Source organism: Succinispira mobilis DSM 6222, assembly GCF_000384135.1.
GTDB lineage: Bacteria > Bacillota > Negativicutes > Acidaminococcales > Succinispiraceae > Succinispira > Succinispira mobilis.
In genome coordinates, this window is the sequence record NZ_KB913028.1 from 207,499 (window position 1) to 231,750 (window position 24,252).

Annotated in this window: 22 protein-coding genes and 1 rRNA gene; 5 read left to right on the top strand and 18 right to left on the bottom strand. The window is 38.1% G+C overall.

All coding sequences use genetic code 11. The annotated features are described in order from the left end of the window. Nucleotides 1-9: 9 nt before the first annotated feature. Both SUCMO_RS0101005 and motA read right to left on the bottom strand, forming a co-directional pair. Nucleotides 10-837 carry a flagellar motor protein MotB gene (locus SUCMO_RS0101005; RefSeq protein ID WP_019878522.1) on the bottom strand — a complete coding sequence of 276 codons (828 nt, stop codon included), beginning with the start codon at nt 835-837 and terminating at the stop codon, nt 10-12. A gap of 21 nt (nt 838-858) precedes the next feature. Further along, nucleotides 859-1,641: a flagellar motor stator protein MotA gene (gene motA, locus SUCMO_RS0101010; protein WP_019878523.1), complete on the bottom strand. Its 783-nt coding sequence runs from the start codon at nt 1,639-1,641 to the stop codon at nt 859-861. Between the two features lie 232 nt (nt 1,642-1,873). On the opposite strand from motA, the gene SUCMO_RS0101015 reads away from it, so the two are divergent. Continuing rightward, nucleotides 1,874-2,734, top strand: a complete 861-nt coding sequence (locus SUCMO_RS0101015; RefSeq protein ID WP_019878524.1) for a phosphate ABC transporter substrate-binding protein — start codon at nt 1,874-1,876, stop codon at nt 2,732-2,734. A gap of 97 nt (nt 2,735-2,831) precedes the next feature. Here the strand turns inward: SUCMO_RS0101015 and SUCMO_RS0101020 are convergent, their stop codons facing one another. Next, nucleotides 2,832-3,728 (bottom strand): radical SAM protein, encoded by an 897-nt coding sequence (locus SUCMO_RS0101020; RefSeq protein WP_019878525.1) that lies wholly within the window; start codon nt 3,726-3,728, stop codon nt 2,832-2,834. A 5-nt stretch (nt 3,729-3,733) separates the two neighbouring features. Further along, nucleotides 3,734-4,426, bottom strand: coding sequence for a heparan-alpha-glucosaminide N-acetyltransferase (locus SUCMO_RS0101025; RefSeq protein ID WP_019878526.1), 693 nt, complete (start codon nt 4,424-4,426; stop codon nt 3,734-3,736). A gap of 329 nt (nt 4,427-4,755) precedes the next feature. Here SUCMO_RS0101025 and SUCMO_RS0101030 point away from each other — a divergent pair, with 329 nt between their 5' ends. From SUCMO_RS0101030 to SUCMO_RS0101040, 3 genes are all read left to right on the top strand, one after another. After that, nucleotides 4,756-5,274 carry a hypothetical protein gene (locus SUCMO_RS0101030; RefSeq protein WP_019878527.1) on the top strand — a complete coding sequence of 173 codons (519 nt, stop codon included), beginning with the start codon at nt 4,756-4,758 and terminating at the stop codon, nt 5,272-5,274. Nucleotides 5,275-5,355: 81 nt separating this feature from the next. Then, nucleotides 5,356-6,351, top strand: a complete 996-nt coding sequence (locus SUCMO_RS0101035; protein WP_019878529.1) for a hypothetical protein — start codon at nt 5,356-5,358, stop codon at nt 6,349-6,351. A 303-nt stretch (nt 6,352-6,654) separates the two neighbouring features. Next, nucleotides 6,655-7,350, top strand: a complete 696-nt coding sequence (locus tag SUCMO_RS0101040) for a hypothetical protein (protein ID WP_019878530.1) — start codon at nt 6,655-6,657, stop codon at nt 7,348-7,350. Between the two features lie 121 nt (nt 7,351-7,471). On the opposite strand, the gene SUCMO_RS0101045 is transcribed toward SUCMO_RS0101040, so the two are convergent. The 13 genes from SUCMO_RS0101045 to SUCMO_RS10085 form a co-directional block, all read right to left on the bottom strand. Beyond that, complete coding sequence (locus SUCMO_RS0101045; RefSeq protein ID WP_019878532.1) at nt 7,472-8,701, bottom strand: ATP-binding protein; 1,230 nt, start codon at nt 8,699-8,701, stop codon at nt 7,472-7,474. 398 nt (nt 8,702-9,099) lie between these two features. Continuing rightward, entirely contained in the window at nt 9,100-10,119 is a 1,020-nt protein-coding gene (locus SUCMO_RS0101050; RefSeq protein WP_019878533.1) for a sugar kinase, read from the bottom strand. Between the two features lies 1 nt (nt 10,120). Beyond that, nucleotides 10,121-10,768, bottom strand: coding sequence for a bifunctional 2-keto-4-hydroxyglutarate aldolase/2-keto-3-deoxy-6-phosphogluconate aldolase (locus SUCMO_RS0101055; protein WP_019878534.1), 648 nt, complete (start codon nt 10,766-10,768; stop codon nt 10,121-10,123). 30 nt (nt 10,769-10,798) lie between these two features. Then, complete coding sequence (locus SUCMO_RS0101060) at nt 10,799-12,277, bottom strand: tagaturonate epimerase family protein (RefSeq protein ID WP_019878535.1); 1,479 nt, start codon at nt 12,275-12,277, stop codon at nt 10,799-10,801. 59 nt (nt 12,278-12,336) lie between these two features. Further along, nucleotides 12,337-13,812 carry a UxaA family hydrolase gene (locus SUCMO_RS0101065; RefSeq protein ID WP_019878536.1) on the bottom strand — a complete coding sequence of 492 codons (1,476 nt, stop codon included), beginning with the start codon at nt 13,810-13,812 and terminating at the stop codon, nt 12,337-12,339. A gap of 10 nt (nt 13,813-13,822) precedes the next feature. After that, entirely contained in the window at nt 13,823-15,340 is a 1,518-nt protein-coding gene (locus SUCMO_RS0101070; RefSeq protein WP_019878537.1) for a tagaturonate reductase, read from the bottom strand. Nucleotides 15,341-15,383: 43 nt separating this feature from the next. Continuing rightward, nucleotides 15,384-16,205, bottom strand: a complete 822-nt coding sequence (gene iolB, locus SUCMO_RS0101075) for a 5-deoxy-glucuronate isomerase (protein WP_019878538.1) — start codon at nt 16,203-16,205, stop codon at nt 15,384-15,386. A 189-nt stretch (nt 16,206-16,394) separates the two neighbouring features. After that, nucleotides 16,395-17,474, bottom strand: a complete 1,080-nt coding sequence (locus SUCMO_RS0101080; protein WP_019878539.1) for a M24 family metallopeptidase — start codon at nt 17,472-17,474, stop codon at nt 16,395-16,397. A 15-nt stretch (nt 17,475-17,489) separates the two neighbouring features. After that, entirely contained in the window at nt 17,490-18,782 is a 1,293-nt protein-coding gene (locus SUCMO_RS0101085) for a TRAP transporter large permease (protein ID WP_019878540.1), read from the bottom strand. 2 nt (nt 18,783-18,784) lie between these two features. Further along, nucleotides 18,785-19,261 (bottom strand): TRAP transporter small permease, encoded by a 477-nt coding sequence (locus SUCMO_RS0101090; protein WP_019878541.1) that lies wholly within the window; start codon nt 19,259-19,261, stop codon nt 18,785-18,787. A 284-nt stretch (nt 19,262-19,545) separates the two neighbouring features. Further along, nucleotides 19,546-20,559, bottom strand: coding sequence for a TRAP transporter substrate-binding protein (locus tag SUCMO_RS0101095; RefSeq protein ID WP_019878542.1), 1,014 nt, complete (start codon nt 20,557-20,559; stop codon nt 19,546-19,548). An 85-nt stretch (nt 20,560-20,644) separates the two neighbouring features. Continuing rightward, nucleotides 20,645-21,877: an ROK family transcriptional regulator gene (locus SUCMO_RS0101100; RefSeq protein ID WP_019878543.1), complete on the bottom strand. Its 1,233-nt coding sequence runs from the start codon at nt 21,875-21,877 to the stop codon at nt 20,645-20,647. A gap of 118 nt (nt 21,878-21,995) precedes the next feature. Then, a complete protein-coding gene (locus SUCMO_RS10085) occupies nt 21,996-23,030 on the bottom strand; it encodes a Gfo/Idh/MocA family protein (RefSeq protein WP_019878544.1) in 1,035 nt (344 codons plus the stop codon). A gap of 212 nt (nt 23,031-23,242) precedes the next feature. Here SUCMO_RS10085 and SUCMO_RS0101110 point away from each other — a divergent pair, with 212 nt between their 5' ends. Then, complete coding sequence (locus tag SUCMO_RS0101110) at nt 23,243-23,737, top strand: rubrerythrin family protein (protein WP_019878545.1); 495 nt, start codon at nt 23,243-23,245, stop codon at nt 23,735-23,737. Between the two features lie 302 nt (nt 23,738-24,039). Here the strand turns inward: SUCMO_RS0101110 and rrf are convergent. Further along, nucleotides 24,040-24,156, bottom strand: a 5S ribosomal RNA gene (rrf, locus tag SUCMO_RS0101115). Nucleotides 24,157-24,252 lie beyond the last annotated feature (96 nt).

Genomic DNA, 24,252 nt, shown 5'->3' on the forward strand with positions numbered 1-24,252 from the left:
CCCTCGATTTCACTTGCCATCTGGCTTAGTTGGTTTAGCGCCCAAATCCGCTTTATTACCTGCATTAGGATTAATATTTACCGGCACCGTCATATTATTATTGTTCGAACCTTCCATGTACTTTCTTTGAACTAGAACTTCTACCCGTCTATTTTTCGCGCGATTTTGTTCATTGTCATTAGGCGCTAAGGGTCGATATTCACTATGTCCAATCGCACTAAAGCGTTCTGGTTTTAATTTGGAGTTGGTTGCTAAAATAAATTTCATAACATTTAAGGCCCGTTGGGAACTTAAATCCCAATTTGATGGAAAACGCGCCGTATTAATCGGAACATTATCAGTATGCCCCGAAATTAAGATACTTTGCTCCACACTACCTAATAAATCAGCTATTTTAGCCGATATTTTTTGCGCATCACTGCGTAAATCCGCACTACCTGAATCAAACAAGGCCGAATCTCTAATTCTTATTAATAAGCCTTGATCAGTCATCTTGGCATCTAATTCCGTATTTAAATTGTTTTCTAAAATATATAGATCTAATTTTCTTTTCAAAGCTGCCAATTGTCCCGCTTCTGAAGTTGCCGCGTCATGTCCTGACTCACCGCCTGTACTCGGCATAATCGCAAAAGTACCTGGTGGTGCACCACTTAACGGACTATTAAAGGCATAGCCCATCGAAGCAGCCATCGCCGACAGCTTTTTTTGGTCTACCTGACTAGAAGCAAACAAAACGATAAATAGGGCTAAAAGTAAGGTTAATAAATCCGCATAAGGAATCAGCCAAGTTTCATCAGCGTGTTCTTCATGAGGCGGATGTTTTTTATGTCTTGACATGCAACCTGCTCCTCTCTAGGCTTATTCTCCCTTGCTAGAAGCTAAAGCTCCTCGATCTTCTTGTGGCATAAATGCTTTTAATTTCGCTTCTACAGCCATCGGTGGATCACCCGCTTGCAAAGATAAGATACCCTCAATCATTAGCTTTTTAATAGCCATTTCCTTTTGGCTTAATACCTTGAGCTTATTCGCAAAAGGATGACAAATTACATACCCAAAGAAAATCCCCAACATCGTTGCTACGAAAGCCGCAGCAATGGAATGACCTAATTGCTCAATATCATTTAAGTTCCCCAAAGCGGCAATCAGACCGATAACCGCACCCAGAACCCCTAGAGTCGGTGCATACATCCCCGCTTGTGAGAAAATCAAAGCGCCTTGACGATGACGTTCTTCACGATTAGAAATATCCGCTTCTAAAACATCACGAATAAATTCTCCGTCTAGACCATCAATCATCATCTGCATACCACCTTTTAAAAACGGATCATCAATTGATTCAATTTTCCCCTCTAAAGCTAGTAAGCCCTCGCGTCGAGCTATTTGAGAAAACTCGACAAAAATCCCCACCAATTCAGCAATTGGCAATAAATTTTGCTTGTTAAGAATTTTCTTCAAAAGTATCGGTGCTCGCTTTACTACATCCATGGGCAAGGCGTTCATAACTGCGCCGATAGTGCCGCCAATAATAATTAAAAATGCGGCCGGATTAATAAGTGCTGTTATCGGTGCCCCTTTAATTACCATTCCGACAAAAACAGCTATTGTCCCGAGTGAAATACCTATGACTGTTGATAATTCCAAATTCACCAGCTCCTTCTATTTATGAATCGCCTCTGCAATTTTATTAAAAACGAAATCTTTTTATAATTTTACCATTTTCAACTAGGATAGTCTAGGTATAAACAACAAAGATAGGATTTTTATAGTATATAATTTTTTTAACATTTACTTAACATGAGGATAACACAAGAAAATTTTTTTAATGTTATATTTAGTGCATACAGAAACTAAATTTTTTAGGAGGCATACATACATGAAGTTATCAAAAAAACTCGGGGCATTATTAGGAATTGGGGCTTTAAGTTTGGGTTTGTTAGTTGCAGGTTGCGGGGGCGATAGCGCCAAAAAAGAAGCACCTAAAGCAACTACTATTGAAGGTAAGGTAACCGCTCAAGGTTCTACCGCGCTTCTGCCACTACTTAAAATTGCTCAAGAACAGTTTGAAGGTAAAAATCCTAAAGTGACCATTAATATTACAGGCGGTGGTTCCTTTACTGGCATGAATCAAGTAGCTAATAAAGCTGTTGATATCGGCAACTCAGATGTCGAGTTACCGAAAGAGCTCGCTGATAAAGGCTTGGTTGATCACAAAGTGACTGTAATGCCTTTTGTGTTTATCACAAATCCTGATGTGAAAACTACCAATCTTACTCAACAACAAGCCATTGATATTTTAACCGGGAAAATTACCAACTGGAAAGACGTTGGTGGTGCTGACCAAAAAATTACAATTATTCATCGGGCTAAATCCTCTGGTTCACGGGCAACTATCGCTAAAATAGTCCTAAACAACCAAAACTTTACGGATAACGCTGTTATCTTAGATTCTAACGGTGCTGTTAAAGCTGCAATTGCAACAACTGCTGGTGCTATCGGTTATGTGGATGTGCCTTATGTTGATAAAAGTGTGAATATGCTTAATTACAACGGGGTAGCTTACTCCGAACAAGCTGTTACTAGCGGTAAATACCCAGTCTATGCTTATGGCCATATGTATACTAATGGCGCACCAACTGGGGCAACTAAAGCCTTTATCGACTTTATTCTTAGCAAAGATTTCCAAGAATCTGCTAGCCCTAAAGGCTTCATCCCTGTAACTAAAATGAGTAAATAGTCCAGTAAACAAACGCCTAATTCTCTCCTTAAGATAAATTCCCCTATACATATGAAAAGACTCAAACAGTGTAAGCTGCTTGAGTCTTTTCGCTTTATTAATATTCTACATTATTATATACGTCATATTCTTTAAGTTGTTTTAATTCTTGCGCCGCCAACTTAATATCTGCTAATAAGCGCTGTTTATCTGCCGGTAAGTTGCCCGCTAATTGCACATAATTAGAAATATGATTGCTACGAAAAATGCAGTGACTACCACTAGGTAAATCAATTCCCTGCACTAACTCATCTAACTCTAACATAATCTGATACGGATTTAGTGGGGTAAATCGTCCCGCTTCAAATTCCTCTAGCAGTTCACTGCCCCGATAGAGCATCAAGGTTAAGGCACTGAGCATATTAGGCTGAATTAAATTAATGGCCTGCGCCGTAGCTTGAGCATGTTCTCTAGAGCCAGGGACTCCGCCTAAGCCAATGATTACCATTAAAGATAATTTCATGCCCGCTTGCACGATTTTTTGTCCCGCGGCAATTGATTCTGCGGCATTAACCCCTTTATTTACCGCTGTCAAAACTTGATCCGAACCACTTTCCATGCCATAATACACTAATTTCAAGCCCGCATTTTTTAAGGCTTGTAATTCTTCTGGCGTTTTGCGCAAAATGGACTTTGGCGAAGCATAACAAGATACCCGTTGCAAGCGTGGAAAGGTCGCTTTAAGCTCGGCTAAAATACTTAAAAGCCGTGGTGTTGCTAAAATAAGCGCATCGCCATCAGCTAAAAAAATCCGCCGAATAAATTCTTTATAAGCACTAGCTAGCTGGATTTGCCGACTTACTTCTGCTTCTGTACGCACTTGAAATTGTACATCGCGATACATATTACAATAAGTACATTTATTATGTGAACAACCGAGCGTAACTCGCAAAATAAAACTTTGAGCCTCACTGGGTGGTCGAAATACATTGCCTGGGGCATTATCAAAATACATAAAATTTATCCTCCTAAATTGGGTTTCCCGAGTACGCTACTTAATAAACCCATTAATACTATTTGATGGACTAAGTATATGATCAAACTTTGACGGCTAGTCTGAGTTACCACCGCTGGTACTTTATCGAAATATCGCACCTTAAGTTGCGGATAACTTTTACCTAGCGCACAGCCCAGTAAAAATAGGCTTAGCCACGGCCAAAGTGGGTAATGGTCTACAGCTTGATAACTAGCACTAGTCAAATCTAGCCATAACCAAGTATTATCGGCTAACAATAACTGCTGCGGTTGTACCAGCCAATAGGCCAAATAACTTAGCGCCGCTAAACTCAATAATTGTCGAGCGTTAAAACGCTGTAGGCCTATATAATATACTAAGTTAGCGCTAACAAGCAAGTGTAAAATCCCAAAGCGTACATAATTAGTTGGTAAAATAATATAGGTTGCCAGTGAAATCAACGCACTAGCACCAAGTAGCTTTAAGATCCGCCACCAGCTAAAATTCACTAAAGTCGCCGTCCAACCACTAGCAATTAAAAATAAACTAACACAAGCACGCCGCCAAAAATCCCAAAAGCCCTGCTGGTATTCTAAGTTATAATCATAAAAATAGGCTAAGTCAAAAACCAAGTGAAAAACCACCATTAAACCAATCGCCAAACAACGTAATACATCTATCAAGTTATTGCGTGCCATTTGCTCACCACCTAAATTCCTTGAACTTATCTTAAGCTTTTCGCTGTTATTTGTCTAGATAGTAAGGTGAAAAGTAAAGTATAAAAAGATCTTTTAAGCCCATAATTTTAAAGGGAAATAATATTTAACTCAATATTTCTGAAATGTAAATCTAAATTATAGCTTTCAAAGTTATAAAAAACATCTCAAAATTACTTATTTAATTTACCAAATAATCTTACACATACCGCATTTTATATGCTAGTATATTAATAATAAAGTAATATAGGGGTGGTAATGATAGTATACTCTCAACTATAAAAAATCTACTAACAAAGAATATTTATAATATGGATAATTGGAAACCTGATGGAACAGAGCTAATACAAATCATTGAAAAAGTCTGTAAAGGTGATGAAGAAGCTATCCGTTTTCTAAATAATATATTCGTCGAACTGCTTTTCCAACGAGGATACAGCATAAACAATCATTATCATGTCTCTTTTATGCAAAGTGCTTTTCTGGGACTAATATCCACGGCTCCAAGTTCAACAAATGCATTCTTATTGTCCTGCCTTGACATTACTATAGGAATGAGCCTTTGCGATACTGCTACACCTGACTTTAAAACAATTATTCTACCTGCTTTTCTAAATACCATAAAAGATTTTTATCTTAGCCAGAAAAATGCCACCTTAAAAAATTCCGAAGAAAATTCCGAGTTTTGGAGCAACATTTCTGAGATGTGGGTCAACATTATTGAGAGTAGAGCATATTTAGATCCAATTTATGGCGGGGATAATGCTTTAGAAATTGCCCTAAAGATTGAAGCTCATTTAATTATGCTAAATCTTTTAAACAAAAAATAGAAGCCAGAGTTAAAGACAATAAAAAACTTAATATAATCATCTGAAAATAATATTACTATAATAAAATAAGGTCGTGAAAATATGAAAGAAATAAATTTTTCACTTATAAATAACCCCTTGAAAAACATTATATTATTTCTTAACGCATTAGTTGTTATTATCGTTCTTACAAACACTCGTGGAAACATAACCACTATACACGCACTAATTGTAGCTTTGTCTATTGCTAATTCTTTTTTTGTAATGAAGCCTATTTCAGAGAAAGAAACCTGGTTTTCCTATACCTTCAATACTACATTTATACTTTTTTTAACAGATATAAATCGCTGGCTCAAATTGTCCTATGATTTAATCTTATTAATCACAATTTTATTTTTTCTGGTTTCCATAATTAATATTCTATATATTTATTTTAGAAGTAAAAACACACTAATTATTATTGGTAAAAAAAGACCCAAACATAGATTTCTTTTTATTGCTATAGTTATATTTTTTATTGCTATTATTTGTTCATGGTTCATTGATTTGCAAGAATCTAATTTTAAAAATAAAATTAGCCCTGAAGTAGAAACTATCTTTTCTGAAGTAACACAAGAAAGAAACAAAAAAGTTGCAGCTATTAAAGAAAAACAAAAAAAACTTACTCAAGAAAAACTAAATAGAACTTCTTTCTATGGTCATTTGGGTGCAAAAGGTCTCTTTGACGATAAACTTAATGATGACCCTGAAGGTCTTGGTACATATTCTAACCAAGGCAAATCCCTAGAGGAAAAAGTACCCTATAGTGTATCTACTCAACGATTAATTAGATCTATCGAAACGCTTACTGGCGAAAAATTCAGAGTAAAAAATTCAGCACTATCATCTGACTACAGCGCAAACTACAAAACATATGACTCTTTGAATCCAGAATATATCAAATACTCAATTAGAGAAGGTATTTTAAAAGGTTATCGTGAAATGATGATGTGGAAAACTTCAGCTATAAATTACCTTTTTTTAGCATCTCTTTTTGCTGGCAGCTTATTCTTATTTGAAAATTTTATTAGTATTATTCCAAACAAAATAAATCCATGAGAAAATTTCGAGCATTATACGGTACAAACTAATTCAAATTACGACTTATTTACTATATCATAGCACTTGGGGTACTGGAATTTAGTCGTAGATTTTTGCGAGCCTACTGTTATTAGCATTAATACAGAATACCCCCCCTTAAAATTTGGCAAGAAAACAATTTAATATAACTCTAGAGTATTTAAAAAAATTATTCTACTATATTTGGGGTCAATAAAATTTTACTCGCATTAAAATCATAAACAAAGTTATTCAGATTACAAAACAGTTTTAAAATAATAAAATGCTAAAAGAGGGATTATCTTGAAAAAACTTTTTATTTTATTTTTCATTGTGCTTCATTTAATCTTGTCACCATCAATAACTACTGCGAACGATTTTTCTTTTAAGGCAACTCAAAGTTACGAACTTAAAGATTTAATCTTATATTTCACAAAAGATACTAAGAATATCTCTTGGATAGTTGCATCAAAAACAGACAATAATATCTTATGGAAAAAAGTCGAGTCTAATAAAAATTCAGATTTGTATCAAATGAGATTAGATGGTGCCGCTGGAGTCTTAATCAACGGATTAGGTAGAACCAAACTTTTTCAAAACATTACTCCTGATGGTGAACTAGTTAAAACAACTAGTAATTATGGAATTAACGCAGATTTAACAATTTTCGCTTGTCCATATTGGAATCCTAGAATGCTTTCTATTAATTTAGTCAGTAATTTGCCAAATCTTTCCAAAATGTTCAATAACAAAGATTTAAAGAATATGTTTTGGGGATACTTAGAAACTCAAGGTTTTACAATTATAAAACTTTGGGAAAAAGGTGATATCTCTTTTGGTGAAACTGCTGCCATTGTAAAACATCCTAAAACTAACGATGTATATATGATTTGCAGAACAAATAGTGGTGCGAGCGGCCTAATAAGTAATGCTAATATTCGTATCTTTAAAACTCTTGATGATACAAAAGCCGATACAATTTTTTACATGAAAAAATAGTTTTAATTTGCTAAATAAACTTTTTCAACCTCTAAACTTAAAGAGTAGCGTAATTCTTTAATCTAATACAAAAAGATGAAAGAAACTGGTGCACATGCTTCAGTTTCCTTCATCTTTTTGTTTATATGCCCCAAATAGGCACTATTAAATTCTGGCTGTCAAAAGCCGCTAATCTATCAGTCGTACACAGCACTGCTCCCGTGCCTCGCTCTAAAGTCGCCTTTTCAATCACCTGAAACACTCGCGTTAATTGCTTTTGTGGGGTGGTAGTTTTTTTAATTTCCATCGGATAAAGTTTGCCGCTATCTTCTAGCAAAATATCTATTTCTTTGGTATCCTTGTCGCGATAATAATAGATAAATGGCGTCCAACCAGAATTTTGATAGCTCTTGACAATCTCTGCTACCACAAAATTTTCCAAAATCGCCCCACTCATAGCGCCATTCATCAAAGTCTCGCTATTACTCCACTTTGTCAAGTAGGCTACTAAACCGCAATCATAGAAATAAAGCTTGGGCTTCGTGACCATACGTTTCAGCATATTATTAGAGTAGGGATGTAAGTAAAATATTATCCCGAGTCGCTCTAATATTCCTAACCATTTTTGAGCGGTAACTTGGTCAATATTGGCCGCATCAGCAATCGTTTTATAGTTGAGCATCTGCCCACATAAAGCCGCAGCTGCCGTTATAAAGTCCATAAATTTAAGCGAATCTATTGCCCCCGAAAGCTCTTTCACATCACGGTCTATATAGGTGCTAATATAACTAGAATACACCGCACGATAGTCGCTGTATTGTCCGCTGATTAGCGCAGGCATACCACCTTTGAAAATTCGCTCATAAAGGGCTGGGGTATCGAGTGGCGTGCGCCCTTTTATTCGTTGAGTCAATTGTTCTAACTCCAAAATAAATGGCGTACTTGCCGTATTACAAATCTCAGCCTGTGACATCGGTGCCATGTGTAGTAGACAAACGCGCCCGGCCATGGACTCTTGTATTCCGTCCATTAATTTAAACACCTGTGAACCAGTTAACCAAAAATCGCCCGCTCGCCTATTTTGATCAATATGTATTTTAATATAAGTAAATAGTTCGGGGGCATACTGCACCTCATCGATAAATACTGGTGGTTTATGAATTTGCAGAAACATTTTCGGATCATTTTTAGCCATTTGGCGCTCTGTCAAATCATCCAAAGTTACGTATTCTCGCCCTATATTCTCCACCGCAGCTAGTTTTTGAAGCATAGTTGTTTTGCCAACCTGTCTAGGGCCTGTAAGCAGTAAGGCAGGGAACTCTTTGCTCAGACGACTAAAAGTATCCTCCATTGCGCGATGTATATAATTCATAAAAATCACCTCTTCGTCTAAAAATATCTTTTATTACATTATAGCCGAAATTTCTTTTATCAACAAGAAATTTCCGGCTGTAATGTGCCTTTATAATATTTTAGCCGAAAATTAATGTTTTTAGGCCAACCTAAAGCCTATAAGGCTATCTTAAGTAAGTAGAAACTTTTTGCTGTTATTGACCTTTTAGACGATTGTTCCTGCTCTTTACCCTAACAACTAAACTAACTCTGCGCATTGCCGACATTATGTTGCCCCCACCGTAATTAAACATCACCAAGTAAACCTCGTGTCATAACCTAAATATCATGGTCACAACCTGAGAAAAATCCACTCCTACCTAGCAGCTAAGCTAGTCAGAGTGGATTTTTCTTTTATATGTTTTTAAGGGGAATCAATTAGCGTTGTACCCGTCCTGAACCGTCGCCACCCATTAAGGTTTTAACTTCAGCTACAGTTACATGGTTAGCATCACCTTCAATGGTATGTTTTAAGCAAGAGCTAGCTACTGCAAATTCTAATGCTTCTTGTTCGGGCATACCTGTAATCAAACCATAAATTAAACCTGCGGCAAAAGAATCGCCACCACCTACCCGATCCACAATATGAATCAAATAGTTTTTTGAGAATAAGGCTTGACCCTTGCTATAGAGCATTGCCGCCCAGTTATTATCATTAGCAGAAATACTGCCCCGCAAAGTTATCGCTACTTTTTTAAAGCCAAACATTTCAGTAAGTTGCTCAGCTACATCAATATAACCTTCATGATTTAGTTTGCCAGAAGTTACGTCCGTTGCTTTTGCTTTAATGCCAAAAACTTTTTCCGCATCTTCTTCATTACCAATACATACATCTACATATTCAACCAATTCGCTCATTACTTCTTTAGCTTTTTGTACTGACCAAAGATTTTTGCGGTAATTCAAATCGCAGCTAACTGTCAACCCTAAAGCTTTAGCGGCGCGTACTGATTGTAAGGCTAATTGTGAAGCTTGGTCACTAATTGCAGGTGTAATACCGGTAATATGGAACCAAGTTGCCCCAGCAAAAATTTCTGGCCAATTAAAATCTGTTTCCACAGCTGTAGAAATCGAAGAATGCGCCCGATCATAAATAACTTTCGAAGGTCGTTGTGAAGCGCCTTTTTCGGCATAATAAATTCCTAAACGTTCGCCACCTAAAGCCACATGGCTAGTATCTACCCCATAACGACGCAAAGAGTTAATCGCCGCTTGTCCAATCGCATTATCTGGTACTTTACTAACAAAAGCCGCTGGTACCCCAAAGTTAGCCAAGCTAAGCGCTACATTGGCTTCACCGCCACCATATACTGCCGTAAATTTATCAGCTTGCACAAAGCGTCCATAACCTTCTGGAGCTAAGCGCAACATTATTTCACCAAAAGTTATTACTTTCATCTTACTTTCCTCCTCGAGCTGCTTTAACAGCTTGCACAAATTCTGCGGCTACTTTCGTAACACTGTCATAATCCCCAGTTTTAGCCCCTTTAGTTAAGTTGCCACCCACACCGACAGCTACACAGCCATTTTTTATCCATTCGGCTACATTGTCTAAGGCTACGCCACCTGTAGGCATCAATGGTGCCTGTGGTAGTGGTCCTTTTACGGCCTTAATAAAGTTTGGTCCGACAATTTCCCCCGGGAAAACTTTTACAATATCCGCACCGGCCCGCATTGCTTGTACCACTTCTTTAATGGTCATCGCTCCTGGCAAGCAAGGAATTTGATAGGTATTACATAATCGAATTGTTTCTTCATCAATACAAGGACTAACTACATACTGTGCGCCCGCTAAAATCGCAATCCGAGCTGTCGCAGCATCTAAAACCGTGCCCGCACCTATGGCCATTTCGCCGTTTTTATAGCGCTCTGCTAAACTTTTGATGACTTCCGCCGCTCCTGGTACCGTAAAAGTTATTTCAATCGCTTTAATTCCACCAGCTAAGCAGGCATCGGCAATTTTTATCGCTTGTGCAGCACTTTCAGCTCGCACTACTGCAACTACACCACATTCTGTAATTTGTTGTAGAGTTTGTATTTTCTTCATAAAACAACACTTCCCATTAATTTTTTTAAGTTAACGCCCTAATTTTTGAATATGTTCGCCAATATGTGCCACCACAAGTTCATAATGCAATTGCTCGTTGGCTGCCCAGATTGCATAAAGTTTTTCCTGCAAAGTAGCATCTGATAAAATCAAGCCATAAGTAATATGCAACATTTGTCGGCCGTCATTAATATTTAGCAATGTTTCTAGTTCTGCATCTGCTAAATCAGCCGTTTGCGGCACTTTATTTAAGTCCGTACTTACATGATAGTAAGCTCGTGCTTCTTGAAAATGTGCCCGCGCAAAATCTACAACTTCACGGAATAATTTTTTATCTACACGACAAATTAAGCGTAAGCCTTCGAGCCAGTTGGTACCCGCAGTTTTTACATGTACCCGCCCTTGGGTATATTTAGCAATAATTGGATAAACACTAAGCTTATCGCTACCAGAATGAATACTTAAGCGGTAACCTAATTTATCAGCAATCGCCGCATGTACTTTAAACTCGGCTTCAAATTGAGCTAAGTCGCCGATATAGTCCACCCCTTTTTGGAATTCACCACAAAAGCGCGGGGCTACACTGGTAAGTTTTACCTCTTGGCGTTCTAATTCATTAGCCACTAAGAAATGATCTTGTGGGCTAGTTACTGTAATTGTTTCATCAATCGATAATTCAAAATCAATTGGCCAAGGTGTTCTTTTTAAATAGGTGCGATAAATATAACTCGCAAACACAATGGCTTCTGCATAGGTAAGCACAATTCTTTGGAGTTGCTCTAAAGTATAGCTAATGGTAAACTCACCCACAGTAAATTCTTGCTCTAGATAGTATTTCTCAACTTTTTCCCGAAAATCTTCTGGTAAAGCTTGGTATTTGGCGACAACCTGCTCAGCGGACAATTCGGCAATACTATTGTCAATTTTTTCCGAGCAATCCAAGGTAATCATGCTATAACCGAGCATCAAGACCCCTGCAATTTCTTCTTCTGTTTTTAAGTGATCGCCATCGGCGCCGTAACCATCCCGATAACCAGCTTGCAACACACCCCATGTCGCAGCATCTAATACCCCGCGAAAATTTCGTTTAGTTAATGTACACTCCCGTACGGATTGTTGCGCCAATACGGGTTTGATGTTTTTGCCAGCTACTGCTTGCAAATGTCCTGGAGTTATCAGTCCTAAGCGGTCACCTAGGCCTAAGCTTAAAGCTTGACGACCACAAGCGCTAGGTGCTGCCCAATCAATAGTCCGGCGCACGATTTCTGCATTCGCTCCACTTAAAGGTGCTACTTTACACTGGATTCCCGCTTGAGTTTGTTCGCGTTCTGCTTGCAAAGCATTAAATAGGGCTGATTTTTTTTCTGTCACACAAACCAATCTTTTATAGTCGGCTCTATTGGTGATAGCCAAAAAACAATCCTGCGCTTCCGTAAATGAAGCGGGATAAATTTCGCAGCCAGTAAATTTCTTCATAATTTCTAATGCACGTTCTTTTTTTATTGCCATAATTTCCTCCATAAGATCACAATTTTTGTTAGAATACTTTCTTGCTACTTACAGTTTGCTTACAGAGTCACGCCTGTTTTAAAAATAGAGATTTCTCGATAACCCATTTTCTCCGCTTTACATTGTTTGCCACTAGCAACAGCCAAAATATCTTGATACAGCTCTTGGCTGAGACTTTCCATACTTGCGGTTTCTAGCAGTTTACCCGCATTAAAATCCAACCAGTTTTGTTTTTTCTGGAAAATATTGCTATTAGTGGCAATTTTTAAGGTGGGCACTACCGTGCCTAAAGGCGTACCGCGTCCCGTAGTAAAGAGAATTATTTGGCAACCCGCACTCGCTAACACTGTACAAGCCACAATATCATTACCTGGGCCATTTAGCAGACTAAGTCCCGTAGTACGCACCCGTTCAACATAATCTAAGACATCCACCAGCGCACTCCGACCGCCTTTTTGCACACAACCTAGAGATTTTTCCTCTAAAGTACTAATTCCCCCCGCTTTATTACCAGGCGAAGGATTTTCATAAATTGGTTGCTGGTGTTGCTCATAGTAGGCCTTAAAGTTATTAATTAAGTCCACTGTTTTAGCAAATGTCACCTCATCTTTAGCGCGCGCCATCAACAGTTGTTCCGCGCCAAACATTTCGGGAACTTCTGTTAAAATTGTCGCCCCACCGCGGGCAATATGTTGATCAGAAACTGCGCCTACTAAGGGATTGGCTGTAATACCTGAGAACGCATCGGAGCCGCCACATTTTAAGCCAATAGTTAACTTACTTATCGGGCAGGCTGTCCGCTGTTGTCCGAGCATTTTAGCCACTAATTGTCGCGCTAATTCTAAGCCACTACTAATTTCATCTTCCACTTCTTGTGCCACTAGAAAACTAAGATTTTCTGGTTGATCAGCTTGCAACTCTTGCTTAAATTCCGCAATCGTGTTATTTTCACAGCCCAAGCCCAAAATTAATACACCGCCAGCATTGGGATGCTTAGCTAAGTTCGCTAAGATTTTGCGGGTGCGCAGATGATCTTCCCCTAATTGCGAACAACCATAGGGATGAATTAACGGCACTGCCCCATCAAAATTGGCTAAATGAGCATATTCTTGATTAATTTGTTCCGCAATTAAGCGGGCACTTTGATTTACACAACCCACTGTCGGAATAATCCACAGTTCATTGCGTACACCTACTTGCCCATTGGCGCGTGGGTAACCCATAAAACTAACCATATCTAAGGTTTTGTTCTCTAGCTGCTGCGGTTGATAAGTATAGGCCAACTGTTTGTCTAAATTCGTGGCCAAGTTATGGGTATGCACCCAACTGCCCGCCGTAATCGGCGCTGTCGCGTGTCCAATCGGATAACCATATTTTAAAACATTCGTATTCTGTGCAATATCTTGCAGGGCAAACTTATGACCAGTAGCAATTGCCTCTTTTATTATAACATTTTCTACCAATTCGCCTACTGCTAAATCACGCAACGCCACCGCAACATTATCAGCCGCTTGAATTTTTAAACTATCCGCCATGAGTTACACCTCACTTTTGCATATTATCTAACACGGCTTTAACCCCTAAAGCTTTAATTTCAATTAAAAATTTACTTACAGCCTCAGTTAAGTGTGGCACTTTATTTAAATCTTGTCCCCAAACTTGGACAGCACCTAACAATTTGGCAGTAACTTGCTCAAGTGGTAATCCCTGTTGATATTCTTGCCATATAGCTGTAAATAGCTCTAAAGTGGCTAAGTCATCTTGCATGGCAAATTCTGTTTTATCTCGCTTACACGTCAATTTACCTGCGACAATTTCGCCTAAACTATACACATTTAGTAAACAGCTCAGCGCAAACACTAAGCGTCGCGGCAATTTTTGATATTTTTGCTGATAATCTAACAGGGACGGTAACACCCGCGCCCGATATTTGGAGCTAGAGTTTAGCAAAATACTTAGCAAATAGTGTTTTATATAGGGATTATTAAAACGGTTTATTACTTCTGCCGCCAAATTATCTAACGCTTCACGATCTGAATCCGCTAAAGCTGGTAAAATTTCTTGATAAATTGCCTGCCGCACAAAATTTCCTGTAACAGGATTATCCATCATTTCTTTTACAGTATCTAAGCCATATTGATAACTAACTGGAATACCCGTGGTATGTGCGCCATTTAAAATTCGCACTTTCCGCTCCCGATATTTTCTTTGATCAGCCGTCCAAATTATATTTAGGCCAATTTCCCGAAATGGTAACCGAGCCGCTAAAGTTTCTGGGCCTTCAATTACCCATAAGTGATATAATTCGGCCGCCACTAATAAATCATCTTGATAACCTAGTCTCTCGCAAATTGTGGCCGCTTCTTCACGCGGATAACCAGTAACCACGCGGTCTACTAGAGTACTTACAAAGGTATTTGCCTCTTTAAGCCAAGTTATAAATTCCGCGGGTAATTGCCAGTTTGTCGCTAATTGTAAAACTATCTGCCTGAGCGTTTTACCATTGTTTTCAATTAACTCACACGGAATAATCACTAAGCCCTTATCGGCAGCGCCTTGGAATTTTTGATAACGCGCATATAACAGCGCCGTTAATTTAGCTGGATAAGATTGGGGCGGTTGCATAGCTAATTGATCTTGCTCATCTAGGACAATTCCCGCTTCCGTGGTGTTCGAGACAATATATTGCAACTGCTCGCTCTCGGCGACCGCAACAACTTCTGCCCATTGGCTATAGGCGTTTAAAGCCCGACTAATATTCGTAACAATTTCCCGTTTTTCTACCAATTGCCCTTGCTCTAAACCACGCAACAATAAAGTGTATAGCCCTTGTTGGTCATTTATAGCCGCACTCATCCCTTGGGCAATGGGCTGTACTACGACAATACTGCCCGAGAATTTTCCTGCCAAACTTAATTGTTGAAATAACCAACCGACAAAAGCCCGCAAAAAATTGCCTTCGCCAAATTGTAGCACTTGCTCTGGGCCTAGGTTTAAGGGGCCAACCGTAACATTAGCCGGAACTTGTATTTGCCTTAATAAACTTCTACTGAGCTTTTCCATTTTTTTCACCTTCAAGCTTTCGTATTCTTTTACCAAAACCTGCTTATTTAGCCTTTAACATTGGCGCAATATTATTAATCCAAGTTAAATTAGGATCATCATGCGGCGTTAGCTTACGGCCATAATCACCAGCCATTACCCACAAATAGTAAACTTGGAAACCAGGTGCTGCAACCACTGGGTGGTAACCTTCACGAATGGCAATACTATCACCATTTTTAAGCATATAGCACTCCCGTAAACTTAAATCATCATTATACAATACTTGGACGCCAAACCCAGCATCAGGCTTTACTTGAAAGAAATAAATTTCATCTAACTTGCTTTCAATAGGCGGGTTATAGACATCATGTTTATGCGAAGGGTAACTTGACCAATGCCCTGGATAAGTAAAAGTTTCCCCTAAGATAATTTTATCCACGCGGCCTTCTACCTTAGCTTCTAAAATATTATGTACATCGCGTTGCCAATTTAGCAAACCACGATGATTAACTTCGACTTCTTCTGGACTAACCACAAAGGCTGGGAATTTCTTTTCAGCTTTAACTAAAGGAATAGCAATCGCTAAGGCACTTTGCGCCTTCACTGTATATTTTGCCCCAATTGGTAAATATACGCTGGCGGCACAACCACTAAACACATCTTTCCGACCGCCTAGCACGCCAAAGTTTTGTCCATCTACGGAAATTTCTGCCGTACCTGATAAAATAACTAACGCACCTTCATTATCTAAGGCTAGTTCGCCTTGATAGCTTTCTTGCGCTTGTAAATTCAGTAAGGCTAAACCAGTCAATTTTGTGGCTTCGCCGACTGGAGTAACCAATTGATAACCATTTATTTGTTTTGCTGGGAAAAATTTTTCCATGCTCCTCGCCTCCATTTTTTGCACTAATTCTCCAATTAGTGCTTATATCTTAGCTTATTTCTTTTTAATTTTTGCTGATTACTTGTTTAACGTTAACTGCTATTTAAGGCTCTAGGCCTGATTTATTGCATTTTTAGTCATAATTATTGCCTTCACCTAACTGCTCTTTAGCAAGCGTAATTATAACCCTTATCTGATTAAAATATCCGCCCGCGCAATACTTTTATCGCCAAACTCAACAATCCGACTTGGATAAAAACTGGATTTCGTTAAAATTTCTGGCCCTTGCTCGGTAATTAAAATAGTATCTTCCGATTTAGCGCCTGCGATAGTTGGATTCCAAGCAAAAACCTGTTGCGCTTGAATAATTTCGGGACAATTTGCCGTACCGCGAAATTCGCGGGATTGATAACCAGCCAAGCCCCCTTGGTGATGATATTGCCACTGCTCGGCATAGCCATTAGCGGCATAAGCCGTAATTCCCGCTTGAAAAGCTTGAGCGACACTTGCTCCCACTTGGGTGCTTAAAATAAAGGCTGCATCCACGGCCTGCACCGCTTGATGTTTTTGTATTATCTCGAGGCTGGGTTGTCCAAAATGTACCATCCGCGTAATTGAGGCATATAAACCATGCTTTCGCCCACTTACCGCTAATAAGGCATAGCGCTCTAGTTTTTTTTCAGTGGGCAAAGGATGGCGATATTTAAAAATCCGCTCATCCGTCCCAACTAAGGTAACAAAAGCACTGACCCCATAACGATTGCAGTTTTGCCGAATTAAGTTGGCTATTTCTTGTTCACTTTGCCCAATTTCAATTTGCAAAGCAGCTTGTTCTACAGCTTTAGCCACACTTAAGCTGGTATCGCGATAACGCTCAACTTCTGGCGTGCATAAGGTATAGCGCAAACTACTAAAACCTGCTAAACCTGCCTCCGTCACAATTACCGCCGCGGGTTTCACTTGTTCGACTAAGCGGCTAATGTCTCCATCCCACCAGTTATATTGCAAGCTCTCTAAGTTTAATTGTTGCAGTTCTTCTTGTTGCAAACGTGCTAGTTCGATATTGTTGCTAACTAAATAAGCATTTTCATGGGTTACTAAAATATCAAAGCAACCTTTGTCACCAAACATATTTACATAAGGACGTGCTCCTGTTAGCCAAAATAAATTAACTTGCTGTCCTACTAGCACCCCGTCTACATTTTGCTGTTGCATTAAGTGACGAATTTTAGCTAGCTTTTCACTAAACTCCTCTACTGACCAAGCCAAAACAATCCCTCCTTTTTAACCTAAAATCATCCGTGGAATAAACATTACGATCGACGGGAAGTAGGTTATTGCTAATAATACTAAAATCATTACCCCATAAAACGGTAACATCGTTTTTGATAGTTTTTCAATTGTAACTTTCCCAATTGCACAGCCTACAAAGAGCGTACTACCTACGGGTGGAGTTAACAAACCAATGGATAAATTCAACATCATTACAATGCCAAAATGTACTGGATCCACACCGATACTGTGAATAACTGGCATTAAAATCGGCGTCGTTATCAAAATAAGTGGTGCCATATCCATAATACAACCTAAAAACAGTAATAATAAATTGATAACTAACAGAACCACATTGGGATTGCTAGAAACACCTAATAAGGCTTGTGTCGCTAAGGCTGGCACTTTTAAATAAGCTAACATCCAGCCAAAGGCATTAGATGTCGCAATTAGAGCCATAACAATTGCCAAAGTTCGCAAACTTTTTCGTAAAATTATCCCCATATGACTAAGCGGTACATCGCGATAAATAAAGAAAGTTACCACAAAAGCATATAAGGCCGCAATGGCCGCCGCTTCAGTCGCGGTATAAAAACCGGTAATAACCCCACCGACAACAATAAATACCGTAAACAAGCCTAAAAATGCTTCCTTAAGTGAAGCTAATTTTTCTTTCCAAGAAGTTTCTTCGCCCACAGGGTATTTGCGTTTTATCGCAATTACATAGGCTGCTACCATCAAGGACAATCCTAAAAATACACCAGGGACAATCCCCGCCAAAAATAGTGCCCCGACCGAAACACCACTGCCTGCTACTAAGGAATAGATAATCATATTATGACTAGGAGGAATTAATACCCCTTGAGTTGAGCCTGTAATTGTAACGGCTACAGAATAATCATCATCATAGCCTTTCTTTTTCATCATCGGAATTAAAATGGAACCAATCGAGGACGTATCCGCTACTGATGAACCAGAAATGCCGCCAAAAAACATACTGGCCAGTACATTTACATGGGCCAAGCCGCCGCGCACTTTACCAACAAGGGCATTAGAAAATCTAATTAGACGTTGGCTCATACCGCCTTCGCCCATGATTTCTCCCGCTAAAATAAAAAACGGAATTGCCAGTAACGAAAAAGAGTTAATGCCACGTACCATCCCTTGAGCTAAAATGGCCAAAGGAATATTTGTATACAAAGCAGTTAAAACTGCTGAAATTCCAAGTCCAAAAGCAATTGGTATCCGTAATACTAACGTTGCCAAAAAACTTCCGAGTAATAACATAATTGCATCCGTTTGCATCGCTATACCTCCTGTCCATTTTTAATTAGCATAATAATGTGAATAATGCTATAGGCTAAAATTGCCACACCAGACAAAGGTACTACCGCGTATAAAAAAGCGGAACTAAGCTGAATCCCTGGTAATAAGTTGCCTAACCCAATTTCCGTCATAGTCAAGCCCTCGCTAATCATAAACAGGGAAAAAGCTCCTACAGCTGCATATTTAAAAATATCTAAATACAACATCATTTTTTTAGAAAGTGCATGATCTAAAATCGTAATGCCAATATGCAAGTTTTCCGATACCCCAATTGCCATACTTAAAAATCCAAACCAGACCATACTTATTAAAGCTAATTCTTCGCCCCACCCAGGCGTAAAATCTAAAAAGTAACGGGTAAATACCGTCAAACATACCGTAGCTGTCATTAATAACAATAGGGCCATGCCTAGATATTCCATGATATTAGTAACAAAATGCTCTATTTTTTTTAACACTTATTTCCACTCCTCCCTGCACTTAATAATGCAACCGGTAACTAGCATTTGCTAGAAATTTATTCCTAATATGTAAGTCTGGCACCTTAGGCTTCCCCAAATTACTGCACAATAAAATAATACACAATTTTCTCTTGCCTAATTAAAAGCAACTATAATAACAAAAATATCTTGTGATTTTTATGCTTTTTTTCCTACTGGTTTAAGAAAACTTTCCTCAACTTGACCATTTGGGGAAAATATAGCACTGGTCAACTTAACCAGTGCTATATTTTGCTTTTTAATTATTTAATATTATTGATTTTCTCAATTAACTCTTTAAAATCTTTACCATGTTTTTCTAGCATTGGTTTAACGGCATCTTGCCATGCTTTATAATCTGTTACCTCAGTAACTTTGTTGCCTTTAGCTTTTACGGCTTCAATTGATTTATTTTCATAAGCTTTCCAAGATTTCTTTTGTACTTCTTGCGAAGCTTTTGCTGCTTCTTTTAAGATTTTTTGATCTTCTGCACTTAATTTATCCCAAACCGTTTTAGAAGCAATTACTACTTCTGGAGTACGAGTATGATAGTCTAAAGTATAGTTTTTGGCAACTTCATAATGAGAAGTCGAGAAATAACTTGGCCAGTTATTTTCCGCCCCATCAATTACGCCCGTTTGTAAGCCACTATATACTTCACCATAAGCCATTGGCGTTGGTGATGCGCCTAGTGATTTTACTAAGTCCATCATTAATTCTGATTGTTGTACGCGAATTTTTAAGCCTTTCATATCATCAGGAACTTTTACTTCTCGTTTGGAGTTATAGAAACTGCGCGCACCCGAATCATAATAAGCTAAACCAATCATTTTACTATCTTTCAAAGAAGTTAATAATTCTTCCCCTACTTGTCCGTCTAAAGTTTTCCATAAATGTGCTTCATCTCTAAACAAATATGGTAATGATAACACTCTAAGTTTTTTGGAAAAATCTGATAGCGGTTGGGCATTTACCCGCGCTAAATCTATCCCACCCATTTGAATTGCTTCAATAACGCTTTTTTCATCGCCTAATTGGCCACCAGCATAAACTTCAATTTTAATTCTGCCTTTAGTTTTTTCACTTACGATTTTCGCAAACTCTTTGTCACCGATAGTTGTTGGATAATCATCCGGTTGATTTTCTGCTAATTTTAAAACAATTGGCTTTGCATCTTTTTTCTCATCTTTTTTGTCACCACCACAGCCAGAAACTACCGCTGTAAGCATTAGACCACTAAGTAGGATTGCAACATTCTTTTTACTTAATAATGACATTTTAAAATTCCCCCTATTGTTTTCTTAAGATTAACCTTTTGCCAACTAAATATATCCTTAAACAACACCTCCATCAGATTTTAAACTAGCTTTTATCAAATAAATTATTATTGGAAAAACTAAGAATTTCTTGTAAGGCCAAAGCGCAAGCGCCACTAACACTAGCTTCTTCCCGCATATTCGAAATCACAATCTGTGTATCTTCAAATAGCTCTGGAAAAGTATAACCTTTAGTGCGCTTAATAAGCTCAGGCAAGAAATTTTCTAATAGCATCGCCATTTTGCCACCAATAATAACTATTTCAGGGTTAAACATATTTATAACGGTCGAAATTGCAATAGCTAGGCTATCGGCAAATTGTAAAAATATTTTATTTAAATATTTGCTATTGCGCGGTAATAATTCCTGTAATTCGCGCACCCCAATACACTGTCGTTGCAAATAGAACTGTTTTGCCGGATCTTGCTCATCTACAAAAGGCATTTCTACTTCAATTTTTCTCAGTAAAGCCGTTAGCGAACAAACCGTCTCTAAACAACCCCGATTACCACAGTTACAGAGGGTCGCCCCCCGCATATGCAAGGTAATATGTCCAATTTCACCACTAAAACCTTTATTGCCTTTAACTAAATTATCGCCTAAAATAACACCGGCACTTAAACCATCACCAATATTTACATAAGCGATGTCACTATAATTAATCCCTAAATCAAAGATTTTTTCTGCTAGTACAGCCACGTTAGAGTTGTTATCCAAAAAAATCGGCACACTTAATTGACTTTGTAATTTATCTAATAAGGCGTAATTCTTCCAAGCTGGACCTAAATTAACCGAACGAGCTACCGTGCCCGTATCTGCAAGCACCAAACCCGGCACTGCTATTCCTACCCCTAAAAAATTCTTATCTACATTTTCTTGCAAAACCGTTTTAATTAACTCAATTAAATAAGTGCTGGCTTTATCAGGGTCAGACATATCAGCCGCAAAATGTTTAACATTATTAGGCGGATTTTTCATGTCCGTAAAACCCCAAGAAATTGTGTTTTTACTAATTTCAATGCCTAAAATATAAACAAAGTCAGCCTTAAACACTAAGGATACCGGCTTGCGCCCGCCATGTGAGTTACCTAAACCAACTTCTTCAATAAATCCCCGTTCAATAAGTTCTTTAACAATCCCCGTTATCGCTGGCGGTGTTAAACCGGTCATTACCGCTAATTGTTTACGCGAAATGCAATCATTGCGTCTGATAATATCCAGAACTTTTATGCGATTTACTTTTTTAACCTGCTTATTATTTGAAATTATATGTGTCATTGCTTAATTTACATCCTAACCTTTTCTTAAAATTCCCTTACTTAATTAAACGCGTTAAATAACTGATTAATTAGTAATTCTCTGTAAAATTGAAAAATCCTGCTTTATTTTTAAAATTTTATAAAATTATTAATCTTTTTTCCCGACTCGACTGATAAATTGCCGCAACTAGTTCTATCGGTTGTAGTAGTTCTCGCTTGTAACTAGGCGTATAGCCACTAAAAGCGCTTATTTGCTCTTTAAATTGCTGATATAGTTGACGGTGTTGGCTACAAGAAACTTGAGGCGTATTTTTTGCAGATTGCGCTTTGTCTACACTAAACGCTGGTGTTACCAAAACTTGACTAGTTGACTGTGCCGCCCTTAACTTATGTACCGCAATTAATTGCTCATTTTCTAATATTGCCGTACCAGCACTGGCAAAAATCTCCAAGCGACTAGGAAATCCTGGATAAGCTGCTGTTGTTGCTTGAAAATTAACTTTAACCCCACTTTTAAAGGTTATTTGAGCCAAGGCAAAATCTTCCCCTTCTATTGCCTGCACATAGGTGCCAACATCAGCATAAACAGTAGATACGGAGCCAAAGAGCTGTATTAATAAATCTAAGTAATGAATAGCCTGATTAATCACAACCCCACCACCATCAAGAGCTAAAGTCCCTCTCCAGTTAGCCATTGTGTAATAGTCAGGCGAACGATACCAATTAATTTGACAGCTGGCGGCAAATACTTTTCCAAGAGTTTCACTTTGTAATAAACTTTGTAATTGCTGAACCCCTGTTTCTAAACGGCGTTGAAAAAACACCCCTAAAAATACCTGTTGAGCCTCACAGCTACTAAGTGCTTGCTGGGCTTGCTCGAGATTTATTGCCAAAGGTTTTTCTGCTAAAACGTGTTTACCAGCCTGAGCAATTTGCTGGATCTGGCTAGCGTGCAAACCACTGGGCGTGCAAATACTAACTACTTCTATTTCCTTATCCCGTAAAAGCTCTTCAAAGCTAGCGTAGGCTGTTATCTGATATTTGTTAGCAAACTTTGCCGTATTCACACCTGAAGGCGAGTATACTCCCCTTAATTGATAACCAGAACTTTCTGTAAGCGCTTGGGCGTGAGTTTCCGCAATATTTCCTGAACCTAAAATAGCTATTTTCATATTTTCGCCTCCTATTGATAACTGCTTAAAATAATAACAAACAAAAGCATTGGTTAAACTTAACACTAGCTCAAAACAAAAATTTTGGCTAGTAATTTTTTTACTAACCAAAATTTTTTTATTCTTTTTAAGCAAAGACTTGACAATTATTGTTTTTTATTAGATAATTATTATTAATTAATAAACTTTTATTTTAAAGGAGCGATATGATTATGGAAAAAACATTACAAGGTCTAGCAGAAGCCTTTGCCGGCGAATCACAAGCCAACAGAAAGTACACAGCTTATGCTGCACAAGCAGAAAAAGAGGGCTATAAACAAGCCGCAAAATTATTTAGAGCTGCAGCTGAAGCTGAAACAATTCATGCTCTAACGCATCTAAAAAATATGGGTAAAATAAAATCAACCAAAGAAAATCTAGCCGATGCTATTGCTGGTGAAACTCACGAATACCAAATTATGTATCCTGAATTTATCGAACATGCTCAAGCAGAAAACCAAGCTGCTGCTTTACGCGGTTTTAAGTTTGCCGCTGGCGCTGAAGAGGTTCATGCTAATTTGTATAAAAAAGCATTAGCGAATATCGATAATGAAGTAACAACTGATTTATACTTGTGCACTATCTGCGGACATATTCACGAGGGCACGGCTCCAGATGTCTGTCCAATTTGTATGGCTAAAGCTCAAGCATTTAAAATTGTTGACTAATTAAATAAAAAAATAAGCTCTTTTAACTGCTAAAATAATTTTTTACAGTTTAAGAGCTTATTTTTTTATTTTACACAAGTTATCAACAGTTTTCCACAAGTTATACACATTCGGTTGATAACTTTTCTTATTTAGGTAACCAAAATAGGTTTATTTCGCCAAAAATAAGTTACTTATACCCTAATGTGGATAACTCTCAATTCTTTTATCCACATTATCCACAGGATAATACACAAAATCAGAGTAAAAAAATAAAAAAAAAATTGAGTCTACTAGTTAAAGTAGACTCGTTTTAATTTAAAAACTGGCAACTATCTATCCTACCAGGTCGTCTCCAACCAAGTACTTTCGACGTATAAGAGCTTAACTACTGTGTTCGGTATGGGAACAGGTGTATCCTCTTAGCTATCGCCACCAGATATAATTGTGCTGCCTAAAACTTAGACACAGCACAGTATTTATGTAAAATTTGTCAGGATATAGCATATCCATTCAAATTTATCTTTCTTGTTTTT

What these genes read in the sequence shown, in the direction of transcription:
- SUCMO_RS0101110 (WP_019878545.1), top strand. Translation starts at nt 23,243, where the DNA reads ATGGAAAAAACATTACAAGGTCTAGCAGAAGCCTTTGCCGGCGAATCA.
- iolB (WP_019878538.1), bottom strand. Translation starts at nt 16,205, where the DNA reads ATGGAAAAATTTTTCCCAGCAAAACAAATAAATGGTTATCAATTGGTT.
- SUCMO_RS0101085 (WP_019878540.1), bottom strand. Translation starts at nt 18,782, where the DNA reads ATGCAAACGGATGCAATTATGTTATTACTCGGAAGTTTTTTGGCAACG.
- SUCMO_RS0101030 (WP_019878527.1), top strand. Translation starts at nt 4,756, where the DNA reads ATGGATAATTGGAAACCTGATGGAACAGAGCTAATACAAATCATTGAA.
- SUCMO_RS0101055 (WP_019878534.1), bottom strand. Translation starts at nt 10,768, where the DNA reads ATGAAGAAAATACAAACTCTACAACAAATTACAGAATGTGGTGTAGTT.
- SUCMO_RS0101065 (WP_019878536.1), bottom strand. Translation starts at nt 13,812, where the DNA reads ATGGCGGATAGTTTAAAAATTCAAGCGGCTGATAATGTTGCGGTGGCG.
- SUCMO_RS0101070 (WP_019878537.1), bottom strand. Translation starts at nt 15,340, where the DNA reads ATGGAAAAGCTCAGTAGAAGTTTATTAAGGCAAATACAAGTTCCGGCT.
- SUCMO_RS0101005 (WP_019878522.1), bottom strand. Translation starts at nt 837, where the DNA reads ATGTCAAGACATAAAAAACATCCGCCTCATGAAGAACACGCTGATGAA.
- SUCMO_RS0101100 (WP_019878543.1), bottom strand. Translation starts at nt 21,877, where the DNA reads ATGACACATATAATTTCAAATAATAAGCAGGTTAAAAAAGTAAATCGC.
- SUCMO_RS0101060 (WP_019878535.1), bottom strand. Translation starts at nt 12,277, where the DNA reads ATGGCAATAAAAAAAGAACGTGCATTAGAAATTATGAAGAAATTTACT.
- SUCMO_RS0101035 (WP_019878529.1), top strand. Translation starts at nt 5,356, where the DNA reads ATGAAAGAAATAAATTTTTCACTTATAAATAACCCCTTGAAAAACATT.
- SUCMO_RS0101045 (WP_019878532.1), bottom strand. Translation starts at nt 8,701, where the DNA reads ATGAATTATATACATCGCGCAATGGAGGATACTTTTAGTCGTCTGAGC.
- SUCMO_RS10085 (WP_019878544.1), bottom strand. Translation starts at nt 23,030, where the DNA reads ATGAAAATAGCTATTTTAGGTTCAGGAAATATTGCGGAAACTCACGCC.
- SUCMO_RS0101050 (WP_019878533.1), bottom strand. Translation starts at nt 10,119, where the DNA reads ATGAAAGTAATAACTTTTGGTGAAATAATGTTGCGCTTAGCTCCAGAA.
- SUCMO_RS0101020 (WP_019878525.1), bottom strand. Translation starts at nt 3,728, where the DNA reads ATGTATTTTGATAATGCCCCAGGCAATGTATTTCGACCACCCAGTGAG.
- SUCMO_RS0101095 (WP_019878542.1), bottom strand. Translation starts at nt 20,559, where the DNA reads ATGTCATTATTAAGTAAAAAGAATGTTGCAATCCTACTTAGTGGTCTA.
- SUCMO_RS0101015 (WP_019878524.1), top strand. Translation starts at nt 1,874, where the DNA reads ATGAAGTTATCAAAAAAACTCGGGGCATTATTAGGAATTGGGGCTTTA.
- SUCMO_RS0101025 (WP_019878526.1), bottom strand. Translation starts at nt 4,426, where the DNA reads ATGGCACGCAATAACTTGATAGATGTATTACGTTGTTTGGCGATTGGT.